This window comes from Geomicrobium sp. JCM 19038, from assembly GCF_000698125.1.
Taxonomy (GTDB): domain Bacteria; phylum Bacillota; class Bacilli; order Bacillales; family Marinococcaceae; genus Geomicrobium_A.
Genome location: NZ_BAXA01000002.1, coordinates 239,609 through 263,728, shown reverse-complemented (window position 1 = coordinate 263,728; position 24,120 = coordinate 239,609). Strand labels below are relative to the sequence as shown.

Sequence of the window (24,120 nt, the reverse complement as noted above, 5' to 3'; positions counted from 1 at the left end):
AGACGGTTTGTTCCGATTGTTACGTACTTGCGATAAACGCTTTAAATAGACGGTTGGCATACTCATCGTCAAATAAATTCTCCGGATGCCACTGCACTCCAATAACAAAAGAGTGGCGTTCACTTTCAAAAGCTTCAATGACGGTATCCGATGAAACTGCAGATCGCCGAAACCCTTGAGCAAGTCGGCGTACCGCTTGATGATGATAACTATTAACTTTATAGCGACTAGACTTAGAAATCCGCTGTAGCATCGTACCTTCATCAACGTCAATAAAATGAGACACATGTTGCCTTGGTGCTCGTTGTTGATGTTGTAACAAGTCTACATCGTATTGACTGTAAATGTCTTGATACATATCCCCGCCGGCAGCAATATTTAAGATTTGACACCCTCGACAAATCGCAAGAATTGGAAGATTAGCTTCTAAAGCGGCTTGAATGAGCATCATTTCAAAAGCATCACGATCAGGGTGAATACTTCCTAATTTAAGATGAGGTTCTTCACCAAACAAAGTTGGGTCGATGTCTCCACCGCCTGTAACAACAAGGCCATCAATCGATGAAATAATGCGTGGGATCGACGCTTCATCTGGAACATTCGGAAGAATGATTGGAATTCCATTTTCATTTGCAATTCTTCGTAAATTATCCTGACTCATATGATGCGTTCCGTTTTCATCCATATGTGAAGTGATGCCAATCATCGGTTTTCTCGTCATCATGATCCCTTCTATCCGATTGTTTGTTGAGCGTAACGCGTACTCGTTCCATCTTCAGTTGTTAACATTTCCATACGCTTCAAGACGTCGGTAGGTTTACGATATGCGTACATTTTTCCATAATCGATATACCGGTTTGGCCATTGTAACTTGCGGTCATCTAATGCCACTTGGGGTAACAGTAGTGGGCGTCTATATTTACAAGCATAATCTGCTTGCTCAAGCACTTCACTCTTATCGGTCGACTCAATCATGACCGTCGCTTCAGAAATCCCACTCATCAGTGCGTAGCGCATTGGAAAATGCCAACGCTGCACCTTTACAGACGGTGGAAACTGAGAAATGACAAGGCCGTGATCTTCTAATTGCCCTTGGAGCACTTGATGCTCACGTGGGTGAAAATGAGTGATCGGTGTTCCTAGAACAGCAACCGTTGGCAATTGATGATTAACGGTCGCTTGCTGAACGACTGAGTCAATGCCTTTCGATAATCCAGAAACGATCACATAGCCTTCTTGTCCGAGCTCTTTCGACAATTCGTAAGCCATAACTTCCCCATTTTCTGTCGTTTTTCTTCCTCCTACAACTGTTACCAGTCGCTTCGTTAACAATTCAGGGTTTCCACGCATAAATAGGAATAAAGGAGCATCGGAAATTTCAGACAGTTTTTTTGGATAATGATTCTGACCTTTTTTTACGATGTAATCATCCGCTCCGAGTTGTTGGAATCCACCGACGACTGCAGTGTACGCTTTTTCCATCACTTCCAGCTCGACACCTAAGTCATCAGCGATTGAGCGTAAGTTATTTGTCAATTCTTCAGTTAATTGAAATTTCTCAGCTAATCGTTCGAACTCAGCTGTTGCCTTTTTATCTGAACCGTTGAAAATCGATTGAATTGTAAAGTAATTCATTGCTTCATAGACTGTTGTTGCTTCATTCTTCTCGAAAAGTGCTGATATATATGCAATTTGGTTTCCGTGCATACGTTTTCTACGTTCTTCCATATCACTTCTCAAATATAAATTTCCACTTGGGCTTGTCCGAACTGGCTTCACCTTGCCAGTATGTACAAGCTGATTTAAGCGTTGCGGTGTTATCCCTAAATAAGCGGCCGCTTCGCTTGCAAACAAGATCTCCTGCTCAATGATCGGTCGTAAAAACCTGGAATCCATCTCCTTCATTTGCACTGTATTCACCCTTCTTTTTACATGTTATTTTTCTCTTTATATAGGTCGATGCTCTAGTTAAGATGAGTCATAAGGTTGTTTTTTGTATATACCTCTACTTCTTAACTATTGCCTTCATCATAGCATTCAACGCCACTTATTTTCAAACTTTTTTGTTAAATACAAAAAATAACATCTAAGGAAAGGGATTTTGATTCGACAATTGGCAAGGATTTTGACCATTTTTGTCGAATTTGTGACAAACAAAACGCGTGCAATTTTCGCACGCGTTTACGTTCACCATTAATAATAGGGCGGGTACGGATAAGGAGGTGGGGGTGGTGGAGGCGGTGGGTATGGATAATATCCTGGACCAAATCCGCCACCTGCTAAGCCTCCAATTACTAACCCTGGAATAAAGCCTCCACCAAATCCAGGCCACGGCGGCCTTGGTGGTCCATGTCCATGCCCGTGTCCATGTCCGTGTCCGTGTCCATGTCCATGTCCGTGTCCGTGTCCATGTCCGTGTCCGTGTCCGTGTCCGTGTCCGCCATGATTACGCGATTGCTGGTTAGCATCAATGGTTATGTCCGCATAAGGATATAACGTTTCGTGTTGCACGGATCTCTCACTCCCTTTCTTTAAATCCGTACTACAGCCTATGCGCACGTCACAGAGATGTGAGTGATCTCTATACAATCAATTAACTTTCTTTAAAGTAATATGGAAGAAACGAATTGGGCTTTTTCACTGTACTCAATTGCTCTTCTTTCGTTTCACGAGAACGATTGGTCGCTACAAATGATAATGCTTCACTCCAAGTTCCATCAACGTTTACACGATAGGCATAGGTCGTCCCAGGCTCAAGTTCTGTTGCCAAAGACGTGTACAGCCGCTTCTCTCCATGTTCATCATAGACTAATTTTGTTGACGCATCATAGCGCTTCGTCGCAGCGCTATAGAATTTCTCTGGATCACGCTTTTCAACAACTTCTATAAAGCCTGACTCTGTTCCAGGATGCGCTTCAAAATGAATGAACTGACTGTTTGGGTGTTCATTGTACCAATCGAACGTTATATTTTCAGGTTGATCATCACCTATTGCTTTGACAATCTCGCCCTCCCACACCTCGCTTTTACGCCCATCAGGGGCAACAGCTTGGATACTCACGTCACCTTCAATTGCTGTTAACATGCGAGTAACTAGATACCCTTTTTCATCTGTGACTGGAATCTCACTCCAATCAACAGGTTCTGCATCAGATTTTTTGAGATAGGTCTTCGCTTGTTCATTCCCGGATATCTCAATAAATTCACCATCACCCGTCACCGTTTCTTCATAGGCATAATACTGTGTGTTTGGTCCAACGGGGAACCAATGGCTCTCTTGTTGTTCGTGAAGGTCATGGTAAAGCGACGTTGCCTCCTTCGTCTGTACGCGTGGGATTTCAGTCTCTACGTGTAACGAAGCACCTTTTACGCCGTTCCCGTTCTCATCTGTAACAACAATCTCCGTTTCGTGCCCTACAGAACGTCCCTCAACCTCAAGATGTAATCCTGGAACGACGTTTACTTTGAGCACGTCACTTTCATGAGACTTGTGATCAATCACAAGTTCTTCCATCGAAATGTCAATCGTACCAATCACATCTTCTTTTACAAGAAAAGTAGCAACCCCGCTATGAACTCCTTCATCCGATACCTCTATAGAAAGCAATCCTTTTTTTTGCTCAACATCTCCATGACGACTTAAATCCACATCTTGCAATTTCAATTGATCAGCGTTATACGTCAATGTACCACTTGCTTGATCATTTGACTCAAAAACAAAATGGACGGTTAGCAATTGTCCAGCAGTGACTTCGTGATCCGTACGCCAATCAAACGACTGATCGGCTTCAAGATTCTTCTCTAATTCCAGCTGTCCCGGGTGCTGAATTGTTCGAGTAGAATGCTGTTGATGTTCAATCATCTTTACGTCCAAAGTTGATACTTCATCATCGGATCTTATAAATGTGTCTGTTGCAAACAAGGAAGAATAGTGAACACCAAATAATAAAACGCTTACCATGCTAATACCGATCAGTCTCTTCAAAATTCTGCACTCCCCTACATTTTGAATAAACTGATTTGCGCAAAACAGTCTCGACGTATACGAGAAATTCGCCCACAAAAAAAATAACCCTTTTCATAAATTGAAAAGGGGTCTTTAGTCACGACTTCGCGTTCGCATAAAAGCAATGATATCGTCGCTTTGTGCTGTATTCTCGGCAATTTTGTTGTATTGTTCATGACCACATGCAAGGCATCGATGCAACAATTGAAAGCCTTTTTTCGAATGAGATTTTAGGTCTATAGGCTCCATTAGACTGCGACATGTAGATGCGCGATCTCCCGGAATGACGTCCACATGCTTGGAGTATAAACAGCTCGGACAATGATTACGGTAACTTCCGTTTTCCAAAGGTTCGACTACCATTCCACAATGCTCACATGTGAATTGTGTATTCTCTGTTGCTCGACTCACTTTTCTCTTCCTCCATCATTCAATGTTCTGCATGCTAGTTTAGCACAAAACGTTCACTCTCGCTCATCATCCATAAAATAGACAATTGCCCCAGCAAGTTCGGCTCTTGTCACTTGGTTTGAAGGAATTGAAATTTCAAATGAATGATCGCTTAACGTTCTTATATTATCAAGGTGGGTTGCATTTCGGACATTTTCTAATGCATTCTCTTCCTCATCTAAACGAAATGATCGTACGAGCAGTGAAGCGAGTTGAGCGTTTGTTAATTGCTCTGCAGGTCGCAATGTTGTTCGAGAATGATGACCAACCATAATTCCGTTCGTGTATAACGCTGTTGCATGGGGCGCAAATGGATGATCATCAGGGAGGTCTACAAAAGGGTTGATCTCTAAATGATAAAGATTAAGCTCTAAAGCATTAGCAAGAAACACAGCCGCTTGTCCACGAGTGACAGCTTCATCTGGACGAAACGTTCCATCATGATAGCCACCTACTACACCGCGTTCGGATAAAAGATTGATCGCCTCCGCATAATCGTGTTCTAGAGGAACGTCAGGATAGTAAGAAGCCTTTGCCTCAATGTGTATACATATACAAAGCGTAACAGCAAGTGCAAATCCAAGTAACCTCTTCATCAAAAGACCTCCCTAGTTAAAAATAGCGAAAGAGACCGTTGCCTCTTCCGCTAAACTCCTAGTAAATCCTTACGACTGTTGGGCTTCAATTGCGTCATTAAATGCTTCAACAATATCGTTTACCGTTTCATAACCATCCATTGGACGTTCCCAAATGACTTGTTCAAATACACCTTGTCGTTGCTCTTCACCGAGTGCATCATAACCCTCGGCGTCAATCCCAAGGTCCTCTGCATCCTGAATGAGCCAATTGAAATGTTCAAGCGCTGCATCTTCACTGTTTTCTAGTTCATTAATCGCTCGAGGTTCAACGTAGAAATGGAATGGGATCGTAAGAAATTCTTCTTCATACCATAAGTCACTAAATTCAATGTAATAGTCTCCAGACTCTTCAACATCTGACATATCAATTGTGCTTACAAATGAACCATCATCTGAGTACTCACTACCAATTGCAACGCCGCCAGGTACAGGATCGCCATCTTCATCGACAACATTTGGTGTCACTGACATCTCCCATTCGATTTCATACGGTGAAATCATGCCAGACAACGTTAACTCTTCCTCAACATAATTGTAGTTCCCAATGTCATCAATCGTAACTTCAATCTCTGGGAACGTTTCACCATCATTTACATCGATTAACATCTCAATAATCTCATCTACTGTGCCAGTAGGATAATTCTCATCCCGAAGAGCCGCCGCGTACTCATCACCCTTATAAGGAAGAATAATCTCAGCATTAAAGGCTTCTGTCGTTGTACGAAGTTGATGCAACTGATTAATGACTAAACTTCCAACCACTTCATCCTCATCTTCTTCAGCAGCCTCATGCAAGTCATTAATTATTTCTTCGATCCCAATACGCATCACGACTTCTTCAATTTGGTCGAGAATATCCTCACTTTCAAAGTCTAATTCAGATATCGCCTCGTAAATACGCTCAGTAGACGCTGAGACGACGATTAAACGATATTCTTCAGGTGTAACCAGGTCAAGCGTCGAGAGAGCGCCAATAATCGTCTCTTCCGTCGCAGCTTCAACTGCAATCAATGCCGTTTCTACGTTTACTCTGTAGACAAATGCTGCAAGATCCTCGACAGTATCTTGCCCATCGTAAACGTCTAAATAGGAAGTAATATAATCAGGGAACACTTGAGAATCCTCGAAGGCATCCTCATCGTATTCATTAATCTTTGTTAACGCTTCAAGAAATGCCACTTCATCGTCTTGTTCGTATGCTTCTTGGAGAGCATACACTAGTTCTTCGATCGTTCCTGGTTCAGGAGTAGGTTCGGCTTCCTTGTGACCTGTTATGACTTGATTTGTACGCGCCTCATTAATGAGAAGTGTGTACATTTGGTCTGTTACTTGCTCCGAAGTCGTTAACACGACGGTATAACCATCATCTTCAATTGCTGTATCAAGAACGTCTAGTTCATTGTCAAAGGCGAACATTTCAACTGGAGCTTCATCAATAGGCTCTTCAAAATAAACATGGACCGTCGTATTATTAATGGCTTCAATGCTTTCGATGCCATGTGATTCCGTCCAAGTATAAGCCAAGACTCGATCTAAGAAGACGGCAAACTGCGCACGTGTGACATCTTCTTTAGGTCGAAATCTATTGTCTGAAGTTACACTAATGCCTTGACTAACTAGTGCTTCAACATTTTCAAGGTGTGATTGATTTATAGAATCAGAATCTACAACGTCAACACCTTCTCCCGATCCCTCAACATCAAATGCTCGCACTAATACTGAAGCCATTTGCTCTCGAGAAATTGGTTCAGTTGGGCGGAACATCGTCCCTCCGCTGCTTCCTACCATAATGCCTTCAGCACTTAGAAGTGCTGCTGCCTCAGCAAAAGAACTATCTGCTTCAACATCTGCGAAACCTGTGTCTGTTAATTCTCCATCATAAGAAAGTCCAAGTGCACGAACGATTAAGTTCGCTACTTGTCCACGACTAATCGATTGATAAGGGCGATAAGTATGATCCGGGTACCCGTTAATAATGCCACGTTCAAGCCCGCGGTAAATTTCTGCATAAGCAAAATCACCTGGTTGAACATCTGTTAATGCTGGGTCCTCTGCGTTTACAACTTGCTGAGGAGTCGTGACCGCAAAGGCTGTCGTCGCCATTACTGCTGTTAGTGTACCTGCTAGAAACTTCCGATAAGACTTTGGTTGGTATGCCATAGAACCTCTCCCTTTTATATTATTATCTTTTCGAAAAACAAAGGACTATAGTTTCAATACCCTCGCAGGATTATTTTACACTTATTATTTTAATTATTTTTAATTTTAATTCTCTAGTGCTTTTCTAGTAAACAAAAAAGCTGAGGTATACTCAGCTTTTTTTACTAAAACTATTAGTTATTCTCAGCGTTGGCTCTTACAGCTTCTACTGTAAATACACCGCCACCATAAACCTCTGACACATAGATAATTGCAATATCTTGCGAAGATACGAATACAACTTCTTCGATCATTTCATTTGTAATTTCTTCAACATCAGGTGATGTAAGAGTATTGTATGTTTCCACATAACCTTCAGCATTAATGCGTAAAGGACTTTCTTCATCTTCTAGAGTAATTTCAGTAATTTGAGGAGTGCTGTTTTCAACTGTAATATCCGTTGCAGCAATTGTTGTGACAAAGTCACCTTCTACTTGAACGAGACTTACTGTTGCAGTACCTTCAGCTTCACCAGCGACAGTGAAATCAGAAGTTGTGTTTGAGACATCTTTAGATTCTTCACCGTCAAAAGATACGATCTCTGAATTACTTGTTGTCAACTTAAGAGAACCATCAAGGTCACCTAAAGCAGCTTCTAACTCTGTAGCATCTAAATCGATTCCTTCGAACTCTGCCCCAATTGTAACCGTTTGATGAACGTCAGTCGCTAACTTATTCTCTTCTGAATCATAGAGGTCCATTGTTTCTTCCTCAACAGCAGTTAAGAAGAATTGATCAACAGAATCAAGGTCAAGTTCAATAACTTCAACCGTTACTTCACCAAGTTCTAGGTCGTCGATTGCATAAGAAACCGTGTATGTACCAGCTTCTACACCTTCAGCCCCTCCAACATAGTCGTTAAGATCGATAGACACTTCACCGTCAGTTGTATTTTCTATTGCTTTAATTTCAAATTCTCCATCGCCACTAACAGTTACCGTAACGTCTTGATTACCCTTCCAAATAGTACCATACTGATCAAGTAGAGAATTTTTAAGATCTGTAGCAACTTTACCATCGTTTGTAATCATTCGAACCGTGCTACCTGCATTGCTAATTTCTGTAATTTCCTCATCCGCAACAACGGTTACGATAACTTCTACAGCATCTTCGATGCCTTCAAAGTGACTTCAAACGCCACTTCGCCTTCACCTTGAACGACAATACCGTCTTCGTTGTTATAATGAGCAACTGTTACGTCGCTAGAAACTGCTTTTTCAATTGCTGGTTGATCTACTTCATCAAAATCAATCTCTTCACCGTATCCATTCACAGCAGAAATGACTTCGAACTTCGCATCTGTGTTACTCGTGACGACATTGCCTTCAACAACATCTTCACCTGACACTAACGCTACTTCCGTGATTTCTGCAATGGCTTCCGCACTCACTACTTCTACTTCTTGACGGATTGACGTAACCGTACGCTCATCATTTTCTGCATCCGTTACACGAACAGCATATGAGAATGATTCAAGATCTTCAGGAATATTGATTATGCCTTCTTTAGATACTTCAAGTTCTTCTTTATTCAAGAGGAATTTCACTTCATATCCTGCTTCAACTAAATCTGCAATGTCGTAAGAAAGGTCATCAACGGTAAATGCTAGCTCTTGACCTTCAGCTGGACGCACCTGAGTAGTTGTTGCCTCAGCAACCTCTAAAGGAAGAACTAAGTTAGAAATGTCGAAATCAGCTTCAGCAACAATATCTTCTTCCTCATTATCAATTGTAACAACTGCCTTATATTCACCCGCTAATAATCCAGCGAAATCAGCCTCAATTGCACCTTCTTCAACACTCACAACTTCTTCAGTAACAACTTCCCCATCAGCATCTACAATAGCAACGTGTGCTTCAGTCTCATCATCACTACCAAGAACCTCTGCTGAAACAGATGTTGTAAATCCATCATTGTCGACAACAAGACTTTCAATTGCAAGTTCAACTTCCTCAACCACTTCGTCACTACCAGCAAATGAAAGCGTCGTACGCTCACCATCGAATGAGAGTGTGTACGTTGTTTCTGAATCTTGCTCCGTTGTTGTAAGTGTTACAGCATTTTCATCTGTTACTTCAACATCAAGTACTTCAAGGTCGTTGTTGAAAGAGAATTGTTCAGCTGTAAGCTCTTCTACATTTACGTCATCTGCAAATGTAATTCTAACTGAGTTGTTGTTGATGGCTTGTATGTCTTCAAGGCCAGCTTTTTCTGTATGAACAACATCGAAGGTACGCTCTAAAAATGATGCCATTTGTCCGCGTGTAACAGGGTCTTTAGGATTGAAATTGTTGTCAGGTGTAAAGGTAATTCCATATTGCGAAAGAATCTCTACATTTGCTTGATGTGACGAATGTGCAGAGTCTAGGTCATTTACAACAACATCAATTGATTCGTCCCGCTCTAAATCAAACGCACGGACAATAATCGTTGCCATCTGCTCTCTTGAAAGATCTCTTGCTGGAGCGAATTCTTCAGAACTAACTCCATTCATGATTCCAGCATCTGAAATCGCCTTAACAACTGGTGCAAAATAGTTATTTGCAGACACATCACCAAATACATCTTCTTCAATATTTTCTTCAACGTCTAACTGTAATGCTCTTGTAAGCATAGTTGCAATTTGACCACGAGTAATATCGTGTTGTGGTTTATAAGTGCCGTCTGGAAACCCTTGTACATACCCACGTTCTACTGCGCGTTCAATATTTTCAAAGTGATCGTTCGAAGTATCCACGTCCGTAAACGACGTTTCTTGTGCATCAGCAACTTGCTGAGGTGTCGTTGCTGCGAACGCTGTTGCAGCCATTGCTGCTGTCATCGTTCCTGCAATAAATTTTCTGTAAGTTTTGGGTTGGTAAGCCATTTTGTTGCTCCTCCTTGTAATGAGCCTAAGGCTCTATGCATTAGTTATTAATTCATAGCAAATTGATAGGTAATGAACATTCATAAAACTATTGCTTAATACTTAAATAGAACTGTATAAAAGTATAGTTTTCATAGATTCAAGGAATAAATATTCATTTTCAAAAACAAAAATACTATTTAAGGAAATTTATAGAAGCGCTTTCCTGAAATTACCTTACCACTCGTGTGATGAAAGTCGTAACCTACTTTAGTCTTTATTTTTTTATTACAAAAAACTCTAATAAGTAACTTTAATAAGGTCATTAGTCATTAATAAAAGTACTATACAACTATAATATTAAAGGTATATTACGATTAATAGGTTTATGTTACATTTAAATCACTAAATATAGTAACAAAAGCACAAACACTAAAACATAGTCTTTTAGACACACAGAAAAAGATCCGAGAATATTTTCCCGGATCTTTTATCACGTTCCTGTATTCGTTTTTTCCAATTGCTCTAACGCCTTGTTTACTTCACGTACATCGCCTGCAAGTGAGGATTCAAGCTCTTTAAGGCGCTTTGATAGCGTACTTGGTGATACACCAAAGTGCGTTGCAATGGCTTTCTTCGTTACAGTCGCTTTCGCGATCTTTGTTTCAATTAGGTAACTTAATGTAGCTGAGAACACTTCTGCCTTTCGAATGTTCGGCTCTTCACGTTCGCAATAACGACGCCACAACAGCTCACCTACTTGGCGGTATTCTTCCTTATCTTGACCTGCCATGTACGCTGCGTACTGTTCAACAACTTCTTGTTGCTCATTCGTCTCAAGTGCAGCTGGTTCTACATCGTTGTCTTCTGTTGAGTTTTTTTCACCATATAAACAAATGAGTAGTACATTTAAGAACTCTTCATTCATGTATGCTCGTGAATCTTGATAGTCACTCTCGTTATATTGAGCTAGGATCGTCTCTTTACGTTCTTTGGCGTGATCTTTTAACAATTGCAATGGCGCTGCAAAGACTTGCTTCATCTCACCTGCTGGCAAGAGAACAGTTAATAACAACTCGCCTTTTTCAGGTTCGCGACCTTGCTCATAGTTTTCTTGATTCAGTAGAACGTGAGTACGTTCATGCGTAAAAATATCATCAACGACAATTACATTGTCACCTTTGATCTCTTGCACTTCATAGACCGATGGTGCAACGGATGGCCACTGCTTAAAGCTCTCAATGACTGAAGGGCGGTGCAGCTTCGGCAGACGTCCTTCTACAAAGCGCTCCATCATCGTCTTACCTTCAAAAGAGTGACAGACCATTACCCAAATGGCTCCGAAGAACTGCACAAAGTTCTTTCCTTCTGTGTGCAATCCAGAACTGTCTACCTTTGCATGAACGAGGTTGTTTACTTTTTTCATTTCTTTGTTCATGACGTGTTTGAACAATTGATCTTGTAGATCACGTAAGTTTTGGTTTACAGTTTCAGAGATTTGTACTGTTTCGTTTTTCCCACAACATTTTTTATATTTTTTCCCGCTACCGCATGGGCACGGTTCATTTCGTCCTATACGTTTAATTTCCAATCGCCCCTTGTTACAATTTCAACCCAACCCTATAGTACTAAGATAGCTGATTCTGGCGGAAAACTCAATCTCCCAACATAGGGAGCGACTGGAAATCTTTCTTAAAGTCTTCTTTTCGTATAGGAAAAAAGGGATGTAAGCCTATGAATTCAGCCTGCATCCCTTTCTATTATTAACGCATGAGCCCAAAACCTGGTCTTGGTACTGGTAGAATAACAGATGCTTCTCCTGTTGCATGAATTCGTTTCGTCACGACATCAGTCTGACCGTGCTCATCTGTAATTCCTAGTGTTACAGTGTACGTACCTTCACGCAAATACGTATGATTCACTTGTTCACCTGAAGCACGCTCTCCATCTCCAAATGCCCATGAGTAATTTACAATCTCCCCATCAGCAACGGAATTCGAAGCGTCTAAGAAGAAACTCTTGCCTGATTCAATCGAATTTGGCAAAGTAAACTCAGCTCTTGGCGTATCTGGCGCTGGTGCTGGCTCTTCTTCCGACGGTACGTTAATGAACAATTTTCCATCTGCTGTTTCACGAACTTCGTTGCCGAATTGATCTGTCGCACGGAGTTCAATGACAGCACCGTTCGCTACAGCATTTGAGATTGCTGTCCAATACCCCACGTAATGCCCTTCTGACGTTTCACGCATAGGCAATTCAACGACATGGTCAGGCAAGTTCACGAGTGGCATTTGAATGACAAACGAAGCATCCAAACCACTTGCACTATCAAACGATATTTGAACCGTTTCCCCTGCATTCAAGTGAACATCTTCTGCTGGTTGAACATTTTCAATCGTTGGTGCTTCAAATCCTGCATAGACAGTAACTTGTTCAGTAGAAACATTACCCGCGAGATCCGTTGCTTCTACAACAATTTCGTTCTCGCCAAGGTCTAGAAGAAGGCGTTGACTAAATGCACCGTCCTCAGAAACCTCTACTTCTCGTTCATTAATTGTAAGAGAATCAAGGTTCTCTTCTTCAACAGTTCCGGTAACCGTAATGGCTTCACGATTCGTTACTTCACCGTCTTCTGGTGATTCAATCGTAATGACCGGGTCTACCGTGTCTTTAATAACAGTTACTGGAGCTGATGGGTCGGATAGACCATCTTCAACTTCTGCACGAGCAACTAATACGTTCTCGCCTTCAGTTAAATCGACCTCTACACTCCAAGAGCCTTCTTCAGCCTCAGTTCTCGTTACTTTTTCATCGTTATTGTAAATGACCATTTCTGCTTCTGCCTGTTCATGCAATGATCCTTCTACAACAATGCTCTCTTCATTCGTATACGTCATATCTTCTGGCGACTCAATCACCGGTGCTTCCAACTCGTAAGAGACGTCCGCACGAATCATAAAGTTACCATAACTTAATTCTTGTTCGAAGCTTCCGCTCACATATAGGTAAGAGCGTTCAGCGTTGTTGGAAGACATATCTGTACCGACCGCTGGAGATAAGTCTCCGATTTGTGTTTGAATTGTCGTTACGAAGAAATCACGATCTGTGACAACACCGTATTCAGATAAGTCAACATAGTTCCAAGCTCCACGTTCTACTTCGATCTCAAAAGGCTCAACGAGCTGAGTCGTTGGGTTCCCTTCATCGTCTGTATCATAGACAGCGATTTGAGTTTCTGTACCTCCTGGTACAGGGAAATCGTCACCCCAAACGTAAAGATTAACGCCATTAACACTCGCAGCTTCACTCGGTGTAAATTGTACAGCCATCCCGTTGTTTGCTGCGTTTAAGACGACGGCATTTTCAGCATTGCCGTTGTCATATGCAATCTCATCATCAAAGCCGATAAATGGGCGCATTTCAACCGTTACTTCGGTTTCTTCACCGCCGACAACTTCAATTCCACTCATTTGTGTACTGTGGAAACTCGGTGCTGAGACAGCGATCGTGTACTCGCCTTCAAGCACATCTTCCAATGTGAAGTTCCCATCTTCATCGGTGATTGCATCTGTAATTGCCGGGTCTTCAACGACGCGAACGGTCGCATCTTCTACCGGCTCATCATTTCTTTCATTTACAACAGTTCCCGTAATTTCACCTGTAGGAATCTCTGTAAGCATGAAATTGGCCGTTGAACTTTCTCCCTCCTGAACCGTCACTTCTTGTTGTTCAGGGTAGAAACCATATGCATCTGCTTCGACCGTATACGTACCTTCACTATGGTTAATGCGATACGTTCCAGTCGCTGGATTCGTTGTCGCTGAGCGATTCGTCTCAAGCACAGTGACTGCTGCAGATACTGGTAATCCACTTACGGAAGGAGCAATTGTTGATGTTTCTTCGCGTACATCAGACTCTTCATAAGGCGTTGAGCCATCCGGAGCAGGAATGTTTGTCACCTGTTCAAGTTCACGCTCAATACGCTCATCAGATGGACGTTCTGCTTTTACGTCATCATTTTCAGCAACATGTTCAACATCTTCACTCGTTCCAACAACCGTCACTTCATCAATATACCAACCTGGGTAAGCGATGATGCTGTCAGACTCAAAAGCAAAGCGAATTTGAATGCTTTCGCCTAAATAATCATTAAGAGAGATCTCTGCTTGAGCCCAAGCTTGATCACGGCCGGTGAATTCCGCAAGTTCATCCCACGTTTCACCGTCATCACTTGATACTTGCACAAATCCATAGTCCCAGTTGTTCTCAATGTCTTGCCAATGAGTTACATGAAGTTCAGCAAGATCTACGTCATCTAATTCAATGATTGGGCTACCGATATAGCTATCTTCAGCATTATTGTAGTTGCCAGATAAGTTCGTCGCCCACAGACGCTCACCTGTTAGTGCTTCATTTGGTCCTGAGGTCGGCTCTCCCCATTCCCAAGAACTATTCGTTCCACCGCTTTCAAAACCTCCATCATCCTCTTGGAATGTATTGTGATAGAAAACGGTGATGTTCGGAGCAACAGCTGAAACTTCGTTTGAAGGATCGCTTTCGTTGCCATCATAATCACTCGCTGTTACGACGTACGTATACTCTGTACCACCTTCAACGTTTAAATCTTGGAACGTTGTAGAAGATGTCGTCGCAATGGAGTCAAATTCGTCATCTGTAGCACGGTAAACCGTGTACTCGTGTAAATCAAGCTCTTCATCGACTGGTGCATCCCAATCTAATTGAAGTCCTGCCGTACTTGTTGTAACGTCCAAGTTCTCCGGTACTGAAGGCGCTGTCACGTCTTCACCGACGAGATGAACATTGTCAAGATACCAACCTGTAGCAGTCGTTGCACTGTTCGATTCTAGAACAAAAGCAACAAGAACAGGCGCTTCACTACCAACATAATCATCAAGGTCTACATAAAGAGACTGCCACCCGTCACTGTTACCCGTAAATTCTGAGGCTTGCTCCCAATGATCTCCGTAGTCATCGGAGACGAGAACGTTTGCATAATCAACACCTGAAATGACCTCTCGCCATTCATTCAAGCGAAGTGATGCCGTTTCAGCGTCACGCAAATCAATAGGAACACTATAAAGTACATGCTCATCATCACTATAGTTGCCGCTCAAGTTTGTGCCAACGAGGTTTTCCCCGTTTACAGGTTCAGGTCCGACTTCAGGACTTCCCCACTCCCAGTCACCTTCAAGCACCCAACCAATTGGCTCAGATTCAAAGTCTTCAATGTAGTTGTCAGGTGTAACACCAAAGTCAACTTCTACAGAATAACGCTCTGTTTGCGCAACGTTATTACCGTAGTCACTAGCTTGAATGAAATACTCAAATGATTCGTCGCCAAGAAGGTTAGCAGGAAGAACAGCACGGTACGTACCTTCTTCGTGGTCACCCGATACTTGTTCCATCGTGAACACGTAATGGTGATTAATCTCATCATTTGTCATCCAAACTTCAGCATCCGTAACAGATACATCATCTGTAATCGTTGCTGTGATCGGCACATCGTACCCCGCAAACACACTCTCTACAGGAGAATGTTCGATTTCAGGAGGCAAATCATCGCTTCCTTCTTGCAATACAGAACCTTCAATACTTCCTAAGTTGCCAGCAATCGAAGCAACCGCTTCGTATGCGTTCACCATTCCCACGCCATATGCATCGTTGGGAACCGTCGTGTATTGACTGTCCGTTAACGGATCTGCAGTCTCATCGATGATAGCTTCAATTTCATTTGGTGTCAGTCCACTGTCTGTGGATAACAACAATGCCGCTGTTCCTGCAATGTGAGGAGCAGCCATTGAAGTTCCGTTCCACCCGGCTTCATATCCACCTGGTACGGATGAACGGATGTTCACTCCAGGAGCGGAGACATTCGGCTTTTGGTCGCCTTCATATTGACTAGGTCCACGACTTGAAAAGCTTGCAACCGCATCATTGATATCCGTTGCTGCTACTGCATAGCTTTCAGGATAATTTGCAGGAGGCGTAACTGTTTCATCTCCTGGACCGGAGTTTCCTGCAGAGAAAGTCGGCATAATGCCTGAGTCTTTCCAAGCTTGAACCATTGGTCGGTACCAATCGTTCACCCCAGGTTGACCACCCCACGAGTTGTTTACAATGTCTGGTGCTAAAGAGGGGTCATCTTCTGGTGCAAGCATATATTGACCCGATGCAAGGAGATCTGACTGTGTACCACCAAGAGCCGAGAATGCCCTTGCAGAGATCCAATTTGCATCAGGAGCTACACCGATTTTGTTCTCATCATCAGGACCTTGGCCGAGAATGGTCCCCATCACGTGTGAACCATGCGGTTGAGAAGCCAAATCATATGGCATATCTTGACCTTCAACAGCATCGAACCAGTTACCGTATGGATCGGAGTTTTCTGGGTCATCCGGATTATATCCACGCCAGTTTTCTTGAAGCGCTTCATGCGTCCAGTCCGTTCCACTGTCAATAATACCGACCGTAATGCCTTCACCGGTAACGCCTATGTCATCCCACACATCCGGTGCACCAATGCGGTCAATGTTCCATTCCACATTGTCGTCAGTCGCTTCGATTTCTTCACTCGAGACTTCTGGTAAATCCAACTCAATAAATTCATCGAGTTTAATACGGCTAATTTCTGGGCGATAAGACAGAGTACGAAGGGTGTCTCGATCAAGAGTTGCTGCGACAACGTTCATAATGTAGTACCCTTCGTATTCGATGACGTTACCTTCTTCTTCAGCGGCTTCAAGTAAGCTGACAGTAGCTGCTTGTGTATCCGTTGCTGTGCTTCTTAGTGCATTGTAGACACTGTTACTAATTGCACGCTGTTGTTGATGTGGTGTTGCATTAGACCCAACCGATTGCAACCCTTGCTGTGCTGCAACAGCGGTGTCGACTTGCTCTTCCATTTCAATAAGTACAGACACATGCTGGTCTTGTCGAAATGCTCGCACTACCTCTTCGTCAATTTTTTCACTTGCTCGATCTGCAAGCTCTCGTTGTACATCGTTCACATCTGATTGATTTGCGCTTGCAATGGAGGGCGTTGCGAGGACACTAGCATAAGGAGATAAAATAAGTGCACCAATCATCATGACAGACAGACTACGCCTTTCGAGTTTACCTTTTTTCATTCGTTTCCTCCTTTTTTCTTATACTCCGGTGAACGCTCTACATGAAACAGAGAATGTCGAACCGAAAGTCACCTCCTTATGAGTATGAAGATTTATGTCGGAAGTCTTTGTTGTCACTCTAATACTACTAGATTAAATATTTAAAAAAATGAGAATAAACCACTTTTGTTTTTACCATTTTTTAGTACAAATGGTTGATGAGGAACGTCCAATCTTCAGTGAACAGCCCTTCAATAAGAGACCAATGAACCAACACCCTTACTTCGATTGTCATGATGAAACCTGTGAGAATTTGTATGATTCTGTCGAGATGATGACAACCGCTAGGGATTGCTGTCGAGCATTCTATACGTTCAGCAATGAAACAAAAAATGATAACAAAGCGGTGTCGAACGAGTCCTACTTTTTCTAGAAAAATTCAGTTTAGACACGAAAAACCACTCTAAGCAACGTACATTACTTAGAGTGGTCGTTTCTTACTGCTTAAACCATGCCTTCACTTCTTGCATGACGTCTTCTACAACCCCGTCTTCAAACGGACTGTTAAGACCTGCCGACTCAACGAGGTTCACAAATGATTGAGAACCGCCTAATTTACAGAGAGCAAGGTAATCATTCCAGGCAGCTTCACGGTCTTCATTTGCCTTCTTCCAAAACTGCAAAGCACAAATTTGAGCTAAACCGTAATCAATATAATAAAAAGGAATTACAAAAATGTGTAACTGTCGTTGCCAGAGACTACCGCCTTCTAAGTAGTCGTTATCTCCATAATTAATGTGCGGCATATAAGTACGCTCTAAATCACGCCAAATGGCTTTTCGTTCCGCTGGTGTTAATTCAGGTTGTTTATACACACGATGTTGAAACTCATCTACTGCGACCATGTACGGAAGTGCAAACACTTTGCTTGCCAGGTGGTCGTAGAAGTACTTGTCTACATCTTCTTTGAAGAAGTTCTCCATCCAAGGATATGCAAAGAATTCCATGCTAAAGGAGTGAATTTCTGCAGCTTCCATTGTTGGGAACTGATATTCCTCAACACCTAATTCACGGCTTTCATACGTTTGGAACGCATGACCAATTTCGTGAGTCAACACGTCAATGTCCCCACTCGTTCCATTGAAATTCGCAAACACGAAAGGAACCTTTTCATTTGCGATGAACGTACAGTACCCGCCGCTCTGTTTACCTTTTCGAGAGAGCACATCCATTAAGTCACGATCAAGCAACTGTCGATAAAAGAACTTCGTCTCTTCAGAAAGCTCATCATACATCGTTTTTCCTTGTTCCAAAATAAACTGTGCGTCACCTTTTGGCTTCGCGTTGCCATCAGGATGTTTAAAGTGATCATCATAATACATGAGCGTGTCTACACCGATGCGTTGACGTTGCTTTTCTTTCAATTCAGATGCAAATGGAACGATATGTTCCTTCACTTGCGCTCGGAACTTCTCCACGTCTTTTGGATCAAAATCCGTACGTGACATCCGTGCATACGCCAATTCAATGAAATTCTCAAATCCAAGTTTCTTAGCAGCGGCTGTTCTTACTTGAATAAGTTCATCGTAAATGCGGTCAAGTTCAGCTTCGTTATCTGCCATAAACGTCGTACGGGCAATTGCTGCAGCTTCTCGTACCGAGCGATCTGTATCTTGTTCAATGTGCCAGTTGTGCAAGCGTATATTCTTCCCCTTGGAATTCAATCTTGGCAGAAGCGATCAGCTGGGAGTACTCAGACGATAACTTATTTTCTTTTTGAAGATCTGGTACGATCTCTGGAGCGAATGTTTTCAACTGAAGATCTTTTAATGCAAACAATTGTGAACCCCACCGCTCTTCTAATTGCTCCCGGTATGTTGCCGAAACGAGCGCCTTCGAAAACGATTGAAATGCTTCTTGTAGTTCCGGTAAGACTTGATCCATCTTTTCTTGTTCCTGCTTATAAAATTCATCCGTTGTATCGACTGAATGACGGATCGACACGAGTGTTTCTTGGGTCGTGACCTCTTTTTTTATTTCGTTCATGTCATTCAATAGACGATTTTGCTCGTCAAAAGAATCCGCTTTTTGAAACTGGTCCGTAATTGCATAGGTTTTATTCTGAATTTCTTCAACATTAATTCCATCGTATTCCATCTCATGGAATTTCTTCATTTCAAATCACCTCTAAACGATCATTCTACAGAAATCGAGGAATTCCTGCTTTGGGACGACGCTGAACTCTCCCTCACATTCATTCGATCGTAGACTGAAAGCATTTTGTGATTTGGCTTTGTAAGACGACTAACAATCAATATGATGAGGAACGCGGTGATTACAGTTGGAATCATCGGATCAATGCTCGCAGGCCATATACCCATGTTTTGTAGGATTGAGGCACCAATCGCTATAAAAGCTCCCGAAATGATGCCTGCCCACGCCGCTTCTTTCGTCATATTACGATAAAACATGCTAAGTAAAATTACGAGTCCACCCGCACTTCCTGCAATCAAATACGCAAGGTTCATCATCTCCATAATGTACGCCGGTCTTGCTATTCCAATTGGTACTGAGAGTGCGGCTAATACTAAGACGAGTAACTTCGTGACGACAAGCATTCGTTCTTCGGAAACGTTGCGGTGGATAATCTTTTGGTAAATATCTCGTCCAAGACTTGATGCACCTGCAAGTAACCACGATGTCGCAGATGTCATGACTGCCATAAACATCCCCGCCATCGCCATCCCAATGACAATTGGAGGTGCATATTCCATCGTATAAGCAATCCAAAGCAACTCTGGGTCTTCAATACTTGGAAACAAAGAACGAGCATAAATTGCCGAAATAAAAAACAGCGTTAATGCGGGTAAGTAGATGACAGCAATTGCAATCCCAGCTTTAATAATTTCACGTTCGTTTACTGCTGAATAGAAACGAGTTAAGTATCCAGGATTTCCGAGGTAACCGAACAACCATATAAAAAACCAAGAAAACGCCATTAGTGCTGTTAATTCGCCTGTAGACGTAAAATAATTCGGAGATTCCAATTGAATGGACGTCGTAACAGCTCCCCAACCATCAGAAGCTTGAATTAAGTACGGCATCGTGATGACGAGAGAGCCGATAATAATAAACGTTCCGATAAAATCCGTTTTCAAAATAATAACCATACCACCAAACACCGTGAAGATGACAACAAACGCCGCTGTGATAACCGTGCTTTGGGTGTAACTCATTCCGAACATCTGTGAGAACAATAGTCCCCCTTGCACATATAATGAGCCGAGTAAAATCACCATCCATACACTAACGATAATGGAGAACACTGGTCGTAGAAGTGGACTGTCAAAGCGCTCAGCAAGGTAATCTGAAATCGTCAATTGACCGAAACGCCTCAACTTAGGTCCGATTAAGAAGCAAAGTACAAAATAACTCCAAGCAATACCAGCCGGAATCCACATCGTTCCTGCACCTAACTCATAAAACCAAGCCATAACCCCAAGAAAAGTCGCACCACTTACACCCGAGGCGAACAACGATCCGGCAATTAAATACCAGCGACCACTTCTTGCAGCCACATAGAACGATGCGAGCCCTTTTGATTGCAAATACGACATCACACCGGTCACAATCATAATTAAAAATACAATGGCCATCCCAACGTACATCATCTTGGAAAATCAACCTCCTCTCTATTTCTCCCACGGAAACCGTTCATGCTTTAACCAATATCCACCTAGTACGAACGATGCAATGATTGGCATTAAACAGACGACCATTAATAACGTTAAATCACCCAACAAGGAACACCTCCCTTTTGTAATATAATCCTGCTCTTACAAAACCTTTTCAGCACTTTCGACAGCTTATCTAACGAAAAAACCTGCCCTACTCATGACTCGCCTCGGATCATTTTGATCACGAATGTTCATCACGTTTGGACAGGTTGTTGATTATTCTTTTTAAGCGCCGTGTAGTTCGTAAACGCTTCGCCTTTTAATGCTGTATCTCCGTTTTGTTTACTTGCTCCAATTTCAAAGGTAATCGTTTTCTCATCACGATCTTTCACCGTCGCATGAAGCGTCACGACATCATCAAGGAATACCATCCCTCGGAAACGGATTTGGTAATCTGTAACGAGACCGTCTTCAAGATATGGTGTGAATAGTTTCGTTAAATTGCCCATCGTCCACATTCCATGCGCGATAATGCCTGGAAGTCCAGCTGCTGTGGCTTCCTCATCAATCGTATGAATCGGGTTGAAATCACCAGAAGCACCGGCATACTTGATTAAATCAATGCGGGAGACTGGAGGTAATGTGATCGATTCTAACGATTCACCTGCTTTAATTGTCTTTACATCCGTCATACGCTTAACTTCCTCCTTACCGTCTCAGAAATAATGACCGTCGATGTGGATTCAAAGACGATCTCACCGCTTTCATCAACACCATTATTTGCTAGAGTTAAAAATCCCATGCTACCGCTTTTTCCGTCTTTTTCTGTATAACTCTTCACTTCTGCATAGCAATAGACATCTTCTCCGACGAGCAATGGGCGTTTGTAATGATATCGTTGCTCACCGTGAATGAGTCCTACATTTGGCAAATGTAAATCTTTAATTGTCCCGTAATCAAACGTTCTTGGGAACGTTGGTGGCGCAATATTTTTCCCGAACCGGGACTCTTTACCGTATGATTCGTCTACGTAAAGTGGATGAACGTCATCAATTGATTCTGCAAACTTCTTTACAGCACCACGTTCAACGGTATTCTTAATCTGCTCTGATTTTAGACCTACTGCATCTTGGAACATTACGATTCCTCCTTTTGTTAGGCTTTCGGACCACCTGCGACGTAAATAACTTGACCATTTACAAAACCAGAACGCTCGTCTGCGAAGAACGCCGCGGTATTGGCAATGTCTTCTGGCTTCCCACTACGAGCAACCGGAATGTTAGAAACGCTCGCATGAATTAAGTCATCGAATGAAATACCAATGCGTTCAGCCGTTGCTCTTGTCATATTCGTCTCAATAAATCCTGGTGCAATTGCATTTGTTGTAATGTTGAACTTCCCAAGTTCAATGGCAAGCGTTTTCGTAAACCCTTGCAAGCCAGCTTTTGCTGTTGCGTAGTTTGCCTGTCCACGGTTACCAAGTGCTGAAGTTGATGAGATGTTAATGATTCGACCGTACTTTTGATTCACCATGTATTGCTGTACAGCACGGGCAGCATTAAATGAACCCTTTAGGTGGACATTCATAACGGTATCCCAGTCATCATCCGTCATTTTAAACAACATGTTGTCACGAATGACGCCAGCGTTGTTCACGAGAATGTCTAGAGAACCGAAGTCATCATGCACTTCTTGTGCCGCCGCTTGCATCGACTCGTAGTTGCTTACGTCCGCTTGAATTGTCTTGGCTTCTTGTCCTTGTTCTTCGAAATGCGCTTTGGCTGCTTGTAAGTTCTCTTCATTAATATCAACGATCGCCACTTTCGCTCCATCGTCTGCAAAGCGCTTAGCAATCCCTAAGCCAATCCCATGACTACCACCCGTCACGATGGCTGATCTACCTGTGAAATTTCCCATTCTTATTCGCTCCTTTAGAAAGATGAGTGAGCGCTCGGTAAGGAAATACCTGCACTCACCCACGTTACATTTAGATAAATTGACCGAGTTTCACGTGACCTTTAATTAAGTTACGGCTAATGATTAGGCGTTGGATCTCATCCGTTCCATCATAAATTCTCCAAAGACGTGCTTCACGGTACCAACGTTCAATCGGTAATTCTTTCGTATAACCCATTCCACCATGAATTTGGAGAACGCGGTCGATAATGTCATTTCCTTTCGTTGCACCGTATAATTTTGCCATCGATGCGAGGTGGCGGTTGTCTTCACCATTATCAAGGCTAAATGCTGCATTTAAGACGAGCCAACGAGCAGCTTCTAGCTCTACGGCAGAATCTGCGATTTGCCACTGAATCGCTTGACGATCTGCAATCGGGCGTCCAAATGTTTCACGCTCTTTCGAATAGTCAATCGCCATATTGAGCAAGCGCTCAGCAGAACCGACGGCGCGAGCACCAACAATCCAACGCGCAAACCCAATCCACTCAAGCCCTAGATCGTATCCTTTGTTAATTACACCAAGAATGTTCTCTTCAGGAACACGCACGTCTTCAAAGAACAATGACGCTGGTCCCCACTCACCCATCGTATGGATGTACTCAGACGTCCAGCCCATGCTGCGGTCAGCAATAAAGCACGTCACGCCTTCACGACCTGTTTTCTCGTGCAATTCTTTGTCGGTAATTGCAATAACCATAACAAAGTCTGCTTCGTTTCCACCGGTAATGAATGTCTTCTCACCGTTTAGTACCCAATCATTGCCGTCTTTGTAGGCGGTCATCTTAATGTTACGCGTATCTGATCCTGCGCCAGGTTCAGTAATGGCGAAACAAGATTTCTTGTCTCCCGCAATTGTTGGAAGTAAGTATTTCTCTTTTTGCTCTTCATTTGCACGGTAAAGAATAATGTCTGCTGAACCACCGAAGCTAAACGGAACAAAGGTCTTAGAAACTTCCATCAGAACGAGCGCAAGCATCATCTGACCGAGGTCTGCTCCACCGTATTCTTCTGGTGTGTTAATCCCCCAGAACCCTGCTGCTTTTGCTTTTTGTTGCAGCTCCTTTACCTTTTCGGCAGGAAGACTCGGTTTTCCTTCTAATTCGTTACGTAAAACGTCATTTTCCAACGGCATAAGTTCTTTTTCTACAAACTTTCTAATTGTGGACTGTACCATTCTTTGTTCTTCTGTTAGTCGTAAATGCATCGTAAAAACTCCTTT

Annotated in this window: 16 protein-coding genes and 1 pseudogene; all 17 read right to left on the bottom strand. The window is 42.6% G+C overall.

The window, feature by feature from the left end:
• Window positions 1–19 precede the first annotated feature (19 nt).
• Entirely contained in the window at window positions 20–724 is a 705-nt protein-coding gene (locus JCM19038_RS04070) for a gamma-glutamyl-gamma-aminobutyrate hydrolase family protein (protein WP_238554277.1), read from the bottom strand.
• 8 nt (window positions 725–732) lie between these two features.
• Complete coding sequence (locus JCM19038_RS04065) at window positions 733–1,905, bottom strand: DNA-processing protein DprA (protein ID WP_042415160.1); 1,173 nt, start codon at window positions 1,903–1,905, stop codon at window positions 733–735.
• A gap of 288 nt (window positions 1,906–2,193) precedes the next feature.
• Window positions 2,194–2,511 (bottom strand): hypothetical protein, encoded by a 318-nt coding sequence (locus tag JCM19038_RS04060; RefSeq protein ID WP_052361049.1) that lies wholly within the window; start codon window positions 2,509–2,511, stop codon window positions 2,194–2,196.
• An 82-nt stretch (window positions 2,512–2,593) separates the two neighbouring features.
• Window positions 2,594–3,985 (bottom strand): fibronectin type III domain-containing protein, encoded by a 1,392-nt coding sequence (locus tag JCM19038_RS04055; RefSeq protein WP_042414807.1) that lies wholly within the window; start codon window positions 3,983–3,985, stop codon window positions 2,594–2,596.
• A gap of 114 nt (window positions 3,986–4,099) precedes the next feature.
• Entirely contained in the window at window positions 4,100–4,417 is a 318-nt protein-coding gene (locus tag JCM19038_RS21605; protein ID WP_238554276.1) for an RNHCP domain-containing protein, read from the bottom strand.
• Window positions 4,418–4,470: 53 nt separating this feature from the next.
• Window positions 4,471–5,052: an S-layer homology domain-containing protein gene (locus tag JCM19038_RS04050; RefSeq protein ID WP_042414804.1), complete on the bottom strand. Its 582-nt coding sequence runs from the start codon at window positions 5,050–5,052 to the stop codon at window positions 4,471–4,473.
• 69 nt (window positions 5,053–5,121) lie between these two features.
• Window positions 5,122–7,254, bottom strand: coding sequence for an S-layer homology domain-containing protein (locus JCM19038_RS04045; RefSeq protein WP_042414801.1), 2,133 nt, complete (start codon window positions 7,252–7,254; stop codon window positions 5,122–5,124).
• Window positions 7,255–7,427: 173 nt separating this feature from the next.
• Entirely contained in the window at window positions 7,428–8,324 is an 897-nt protein-coding gene (locus JCM19038_RS04040; protein WP_042414796.1) for a hypothetical protein, read from the bottom strand.
• A gap of 68 nt (window positions 8,325–8,392) precedes the next feature.
• On the bottom strand, window positions 8,393–10,159 hold the full coding sequence (locus JCM19038_RS04035) for an S-layer homology domain-containing protein (protein WP_042414793.1): 1,767 nt from the start codon (window positions 10,157–10,159) through the stop codon (window positions 8,393–8,395).
• Window positions 10,160–10,631: 472 nt separating this feature from the next.
• A complete protein-coding gene (locus tag JCM19038_RS04030) occupies window positions 10,632–11,729 on the bottom strand; it encodes a YecA family protein (RefSeq protein ID WP_042414791.1) in 1,098 nt (365 codons plus the stop codon).
• Window positions 11,730–11,901: 172 nt separating this feature from the next.
• On the bottom strand, window positions 11,902–17,286 hold the full coding sequence (locus JCM19038_RS04025; protein ID WP_052361047.1) for a S8 family serine peptidase: 5,385 nt from the start codon (window positions 17,284–17,286) through the stop codon (window positions 11,902–11,904).
• Between the two features lie 476 nt (window positions 17,287–17,762).
• Window positions 17,763–19,440, bottom strand: a pseudogene (locus tag JCM19038_RS04020) (M3 family oligoendopeptidase).
• 20 nt (window positions 19,441–19,460) lie between these two features.
• Window positions 19,461–20,936, bottom strand: a complete 1,476-nt coding sequence (locus JCM19038_RS04015) for a sodium:solute symporter (protein ID WP_042414788.1) — start codon at window positions 20,934–20,936, stop codon at window positions 19,461–19,463.
• A gap of 260 nt (window positions 20,937–21,196) precedes the next feature.
• On the bottom strand, window positions 21,197–21,634 hold the full coding sequence (locus JCM19038_RS04010; protein WP_042414785.1) for a MaoC/PaaZ C-terminal domain-containing protein: 438 nt from the start codon (window positions 21,632–21,634) through the stop codon (window positions 21,197–21,199).
• Window positions 21,631–22,080, bottom strand: coding sequence for a MaoC family dehydratase N-terminal domain-containing protein (locus tag JCM19038_RS04005; RefSeq protein ID WP_042414782.1), 450 nt, complete (start codon window positions 22,078–22,080; stop codon window positions 21,631–21,633). Before JCM19038_RS04005 ends, JCM19038_RS04010 begins: the two co-directional genes overlap by 4 nt.
• Window positions 22,081–22,097: 17 nt before the next feature.
• Complete coding sequence (gene fabG, locus JCM19038_RS04000; RefSeq protein ID WP_042414780.1) at window positions 22,098–22,859, bottom strand: 3-oxoacyl-ACP reductase FabG; 762 nt, start codon at window positions 22,857–22,859, stop codon at window positions 22,098–22,100.
• Window positions 22,860–22,929: 70 nt separating this feature from the next.
• Window positions 22,930–24,105, bottom strand: coding sequence for an acyl-CoA dehydrogenase family protein (locus JCM19038_RS03995; protein WP_042414778.1), 1,176 nt, complete (start codon window positions 24,103–24,105; stop codon window positions 22,930–22,932).
• Window positions 24,106–24,120 lie beyond the last annotated feature (15 nt).

What these genes read in the sequence shown, in the direction of transcription:
- JCM19038_RS04065 (WP_042415160.1), bottom strand. Translation starts at nt 1,905, where the DNA reads ATGAAGGAGATGGATTCCAGGTTTTTACGACCGATCATTGAGCAGGAG.
- JCM19038_RS04010 (WP_042414785.1), bottom strand. Translation starts at nt 21,634, where the DNA reads ATGACGGATGTAAAGACAATTAAAGCAGGTGAATCGTTAGAATCGATC.
- fabG (WP_042414780.1), bottom strand. Translation starts at nt 22,859, where the DNA reads ATGGGAAATTTCACAGGTAGATCAGCCATCGTGACGGGTGGTAGTCAT.
- JCM19038_RS04005 (WP_042414782.1), bottom strand. Translation starts at nt 22,080, where the DNA reads ATGTTCCAAGATGCAGTAGGTCTAAAATCAGAGCAGATTAAGAATACC.
- JCM19038_RS04035 (WP_042414793.1), bottom strand. Translation starts at nt 10,159, where the DNA reads ATGGCTTACCAACCCAAAACTTACAGAAAATTTATTGCAGGAACGATG.
- JCM19038_RS04040 (WP_042414796.1), bottom strand. Translation starts at nt 8,324, where the DNA reads ATGATTACAAACGATGGTAAAGTTGCTACAGATCTTAAAAATTCTCTA.
- JCM19038_RS04045 (WP_042414801.1), bottom strand. Translation starts at nt 7,254, where the DNA reads ATGGCATACCAACCAAAGTCTTATCGGAAGTTTCTAGCAGGTACACTA.
- JCM19038_RS04015 (WP_042414788.1), bottom strand. Translation starts at nt 20,936, where the DNA reads ATGATGTACGTTGGGATGGCCATTGTATTTTTAATTATGATTGTGACC.
- JCM19038_RS04070 (WP_238554277.1), bottom strand. Translation starts at nt 724, where the DNA reads ATGATGACGAGAAAACCGATGATTGGCATCACTTCACATATGGATGAA.
- JCM19038_RS04050 (WP_042414804.1), bottom strand. Translation starts at nt 5,052, where the DNA reads ATGAAGAGGTTACTTGGATTTGCACTTGCTGTTACGCTTTGTATATGT.
- JCM19038_RS04025 (WP_052361047.1), bottom strand. Translation starts at nt 17,286, where the DNA reads ATGAAAAAAGGTAAACTCGAAAGGCGTAGTCTGTCTGTCATGATGATT.
- JCM19038_RS03995 (WP_042414778.1), bottom strand. Translation starts at nt 24,105, where the DNA reads ATGCATTTACGACTAACAGAAGAACAAAGAATGGTACAGTCCACAATT.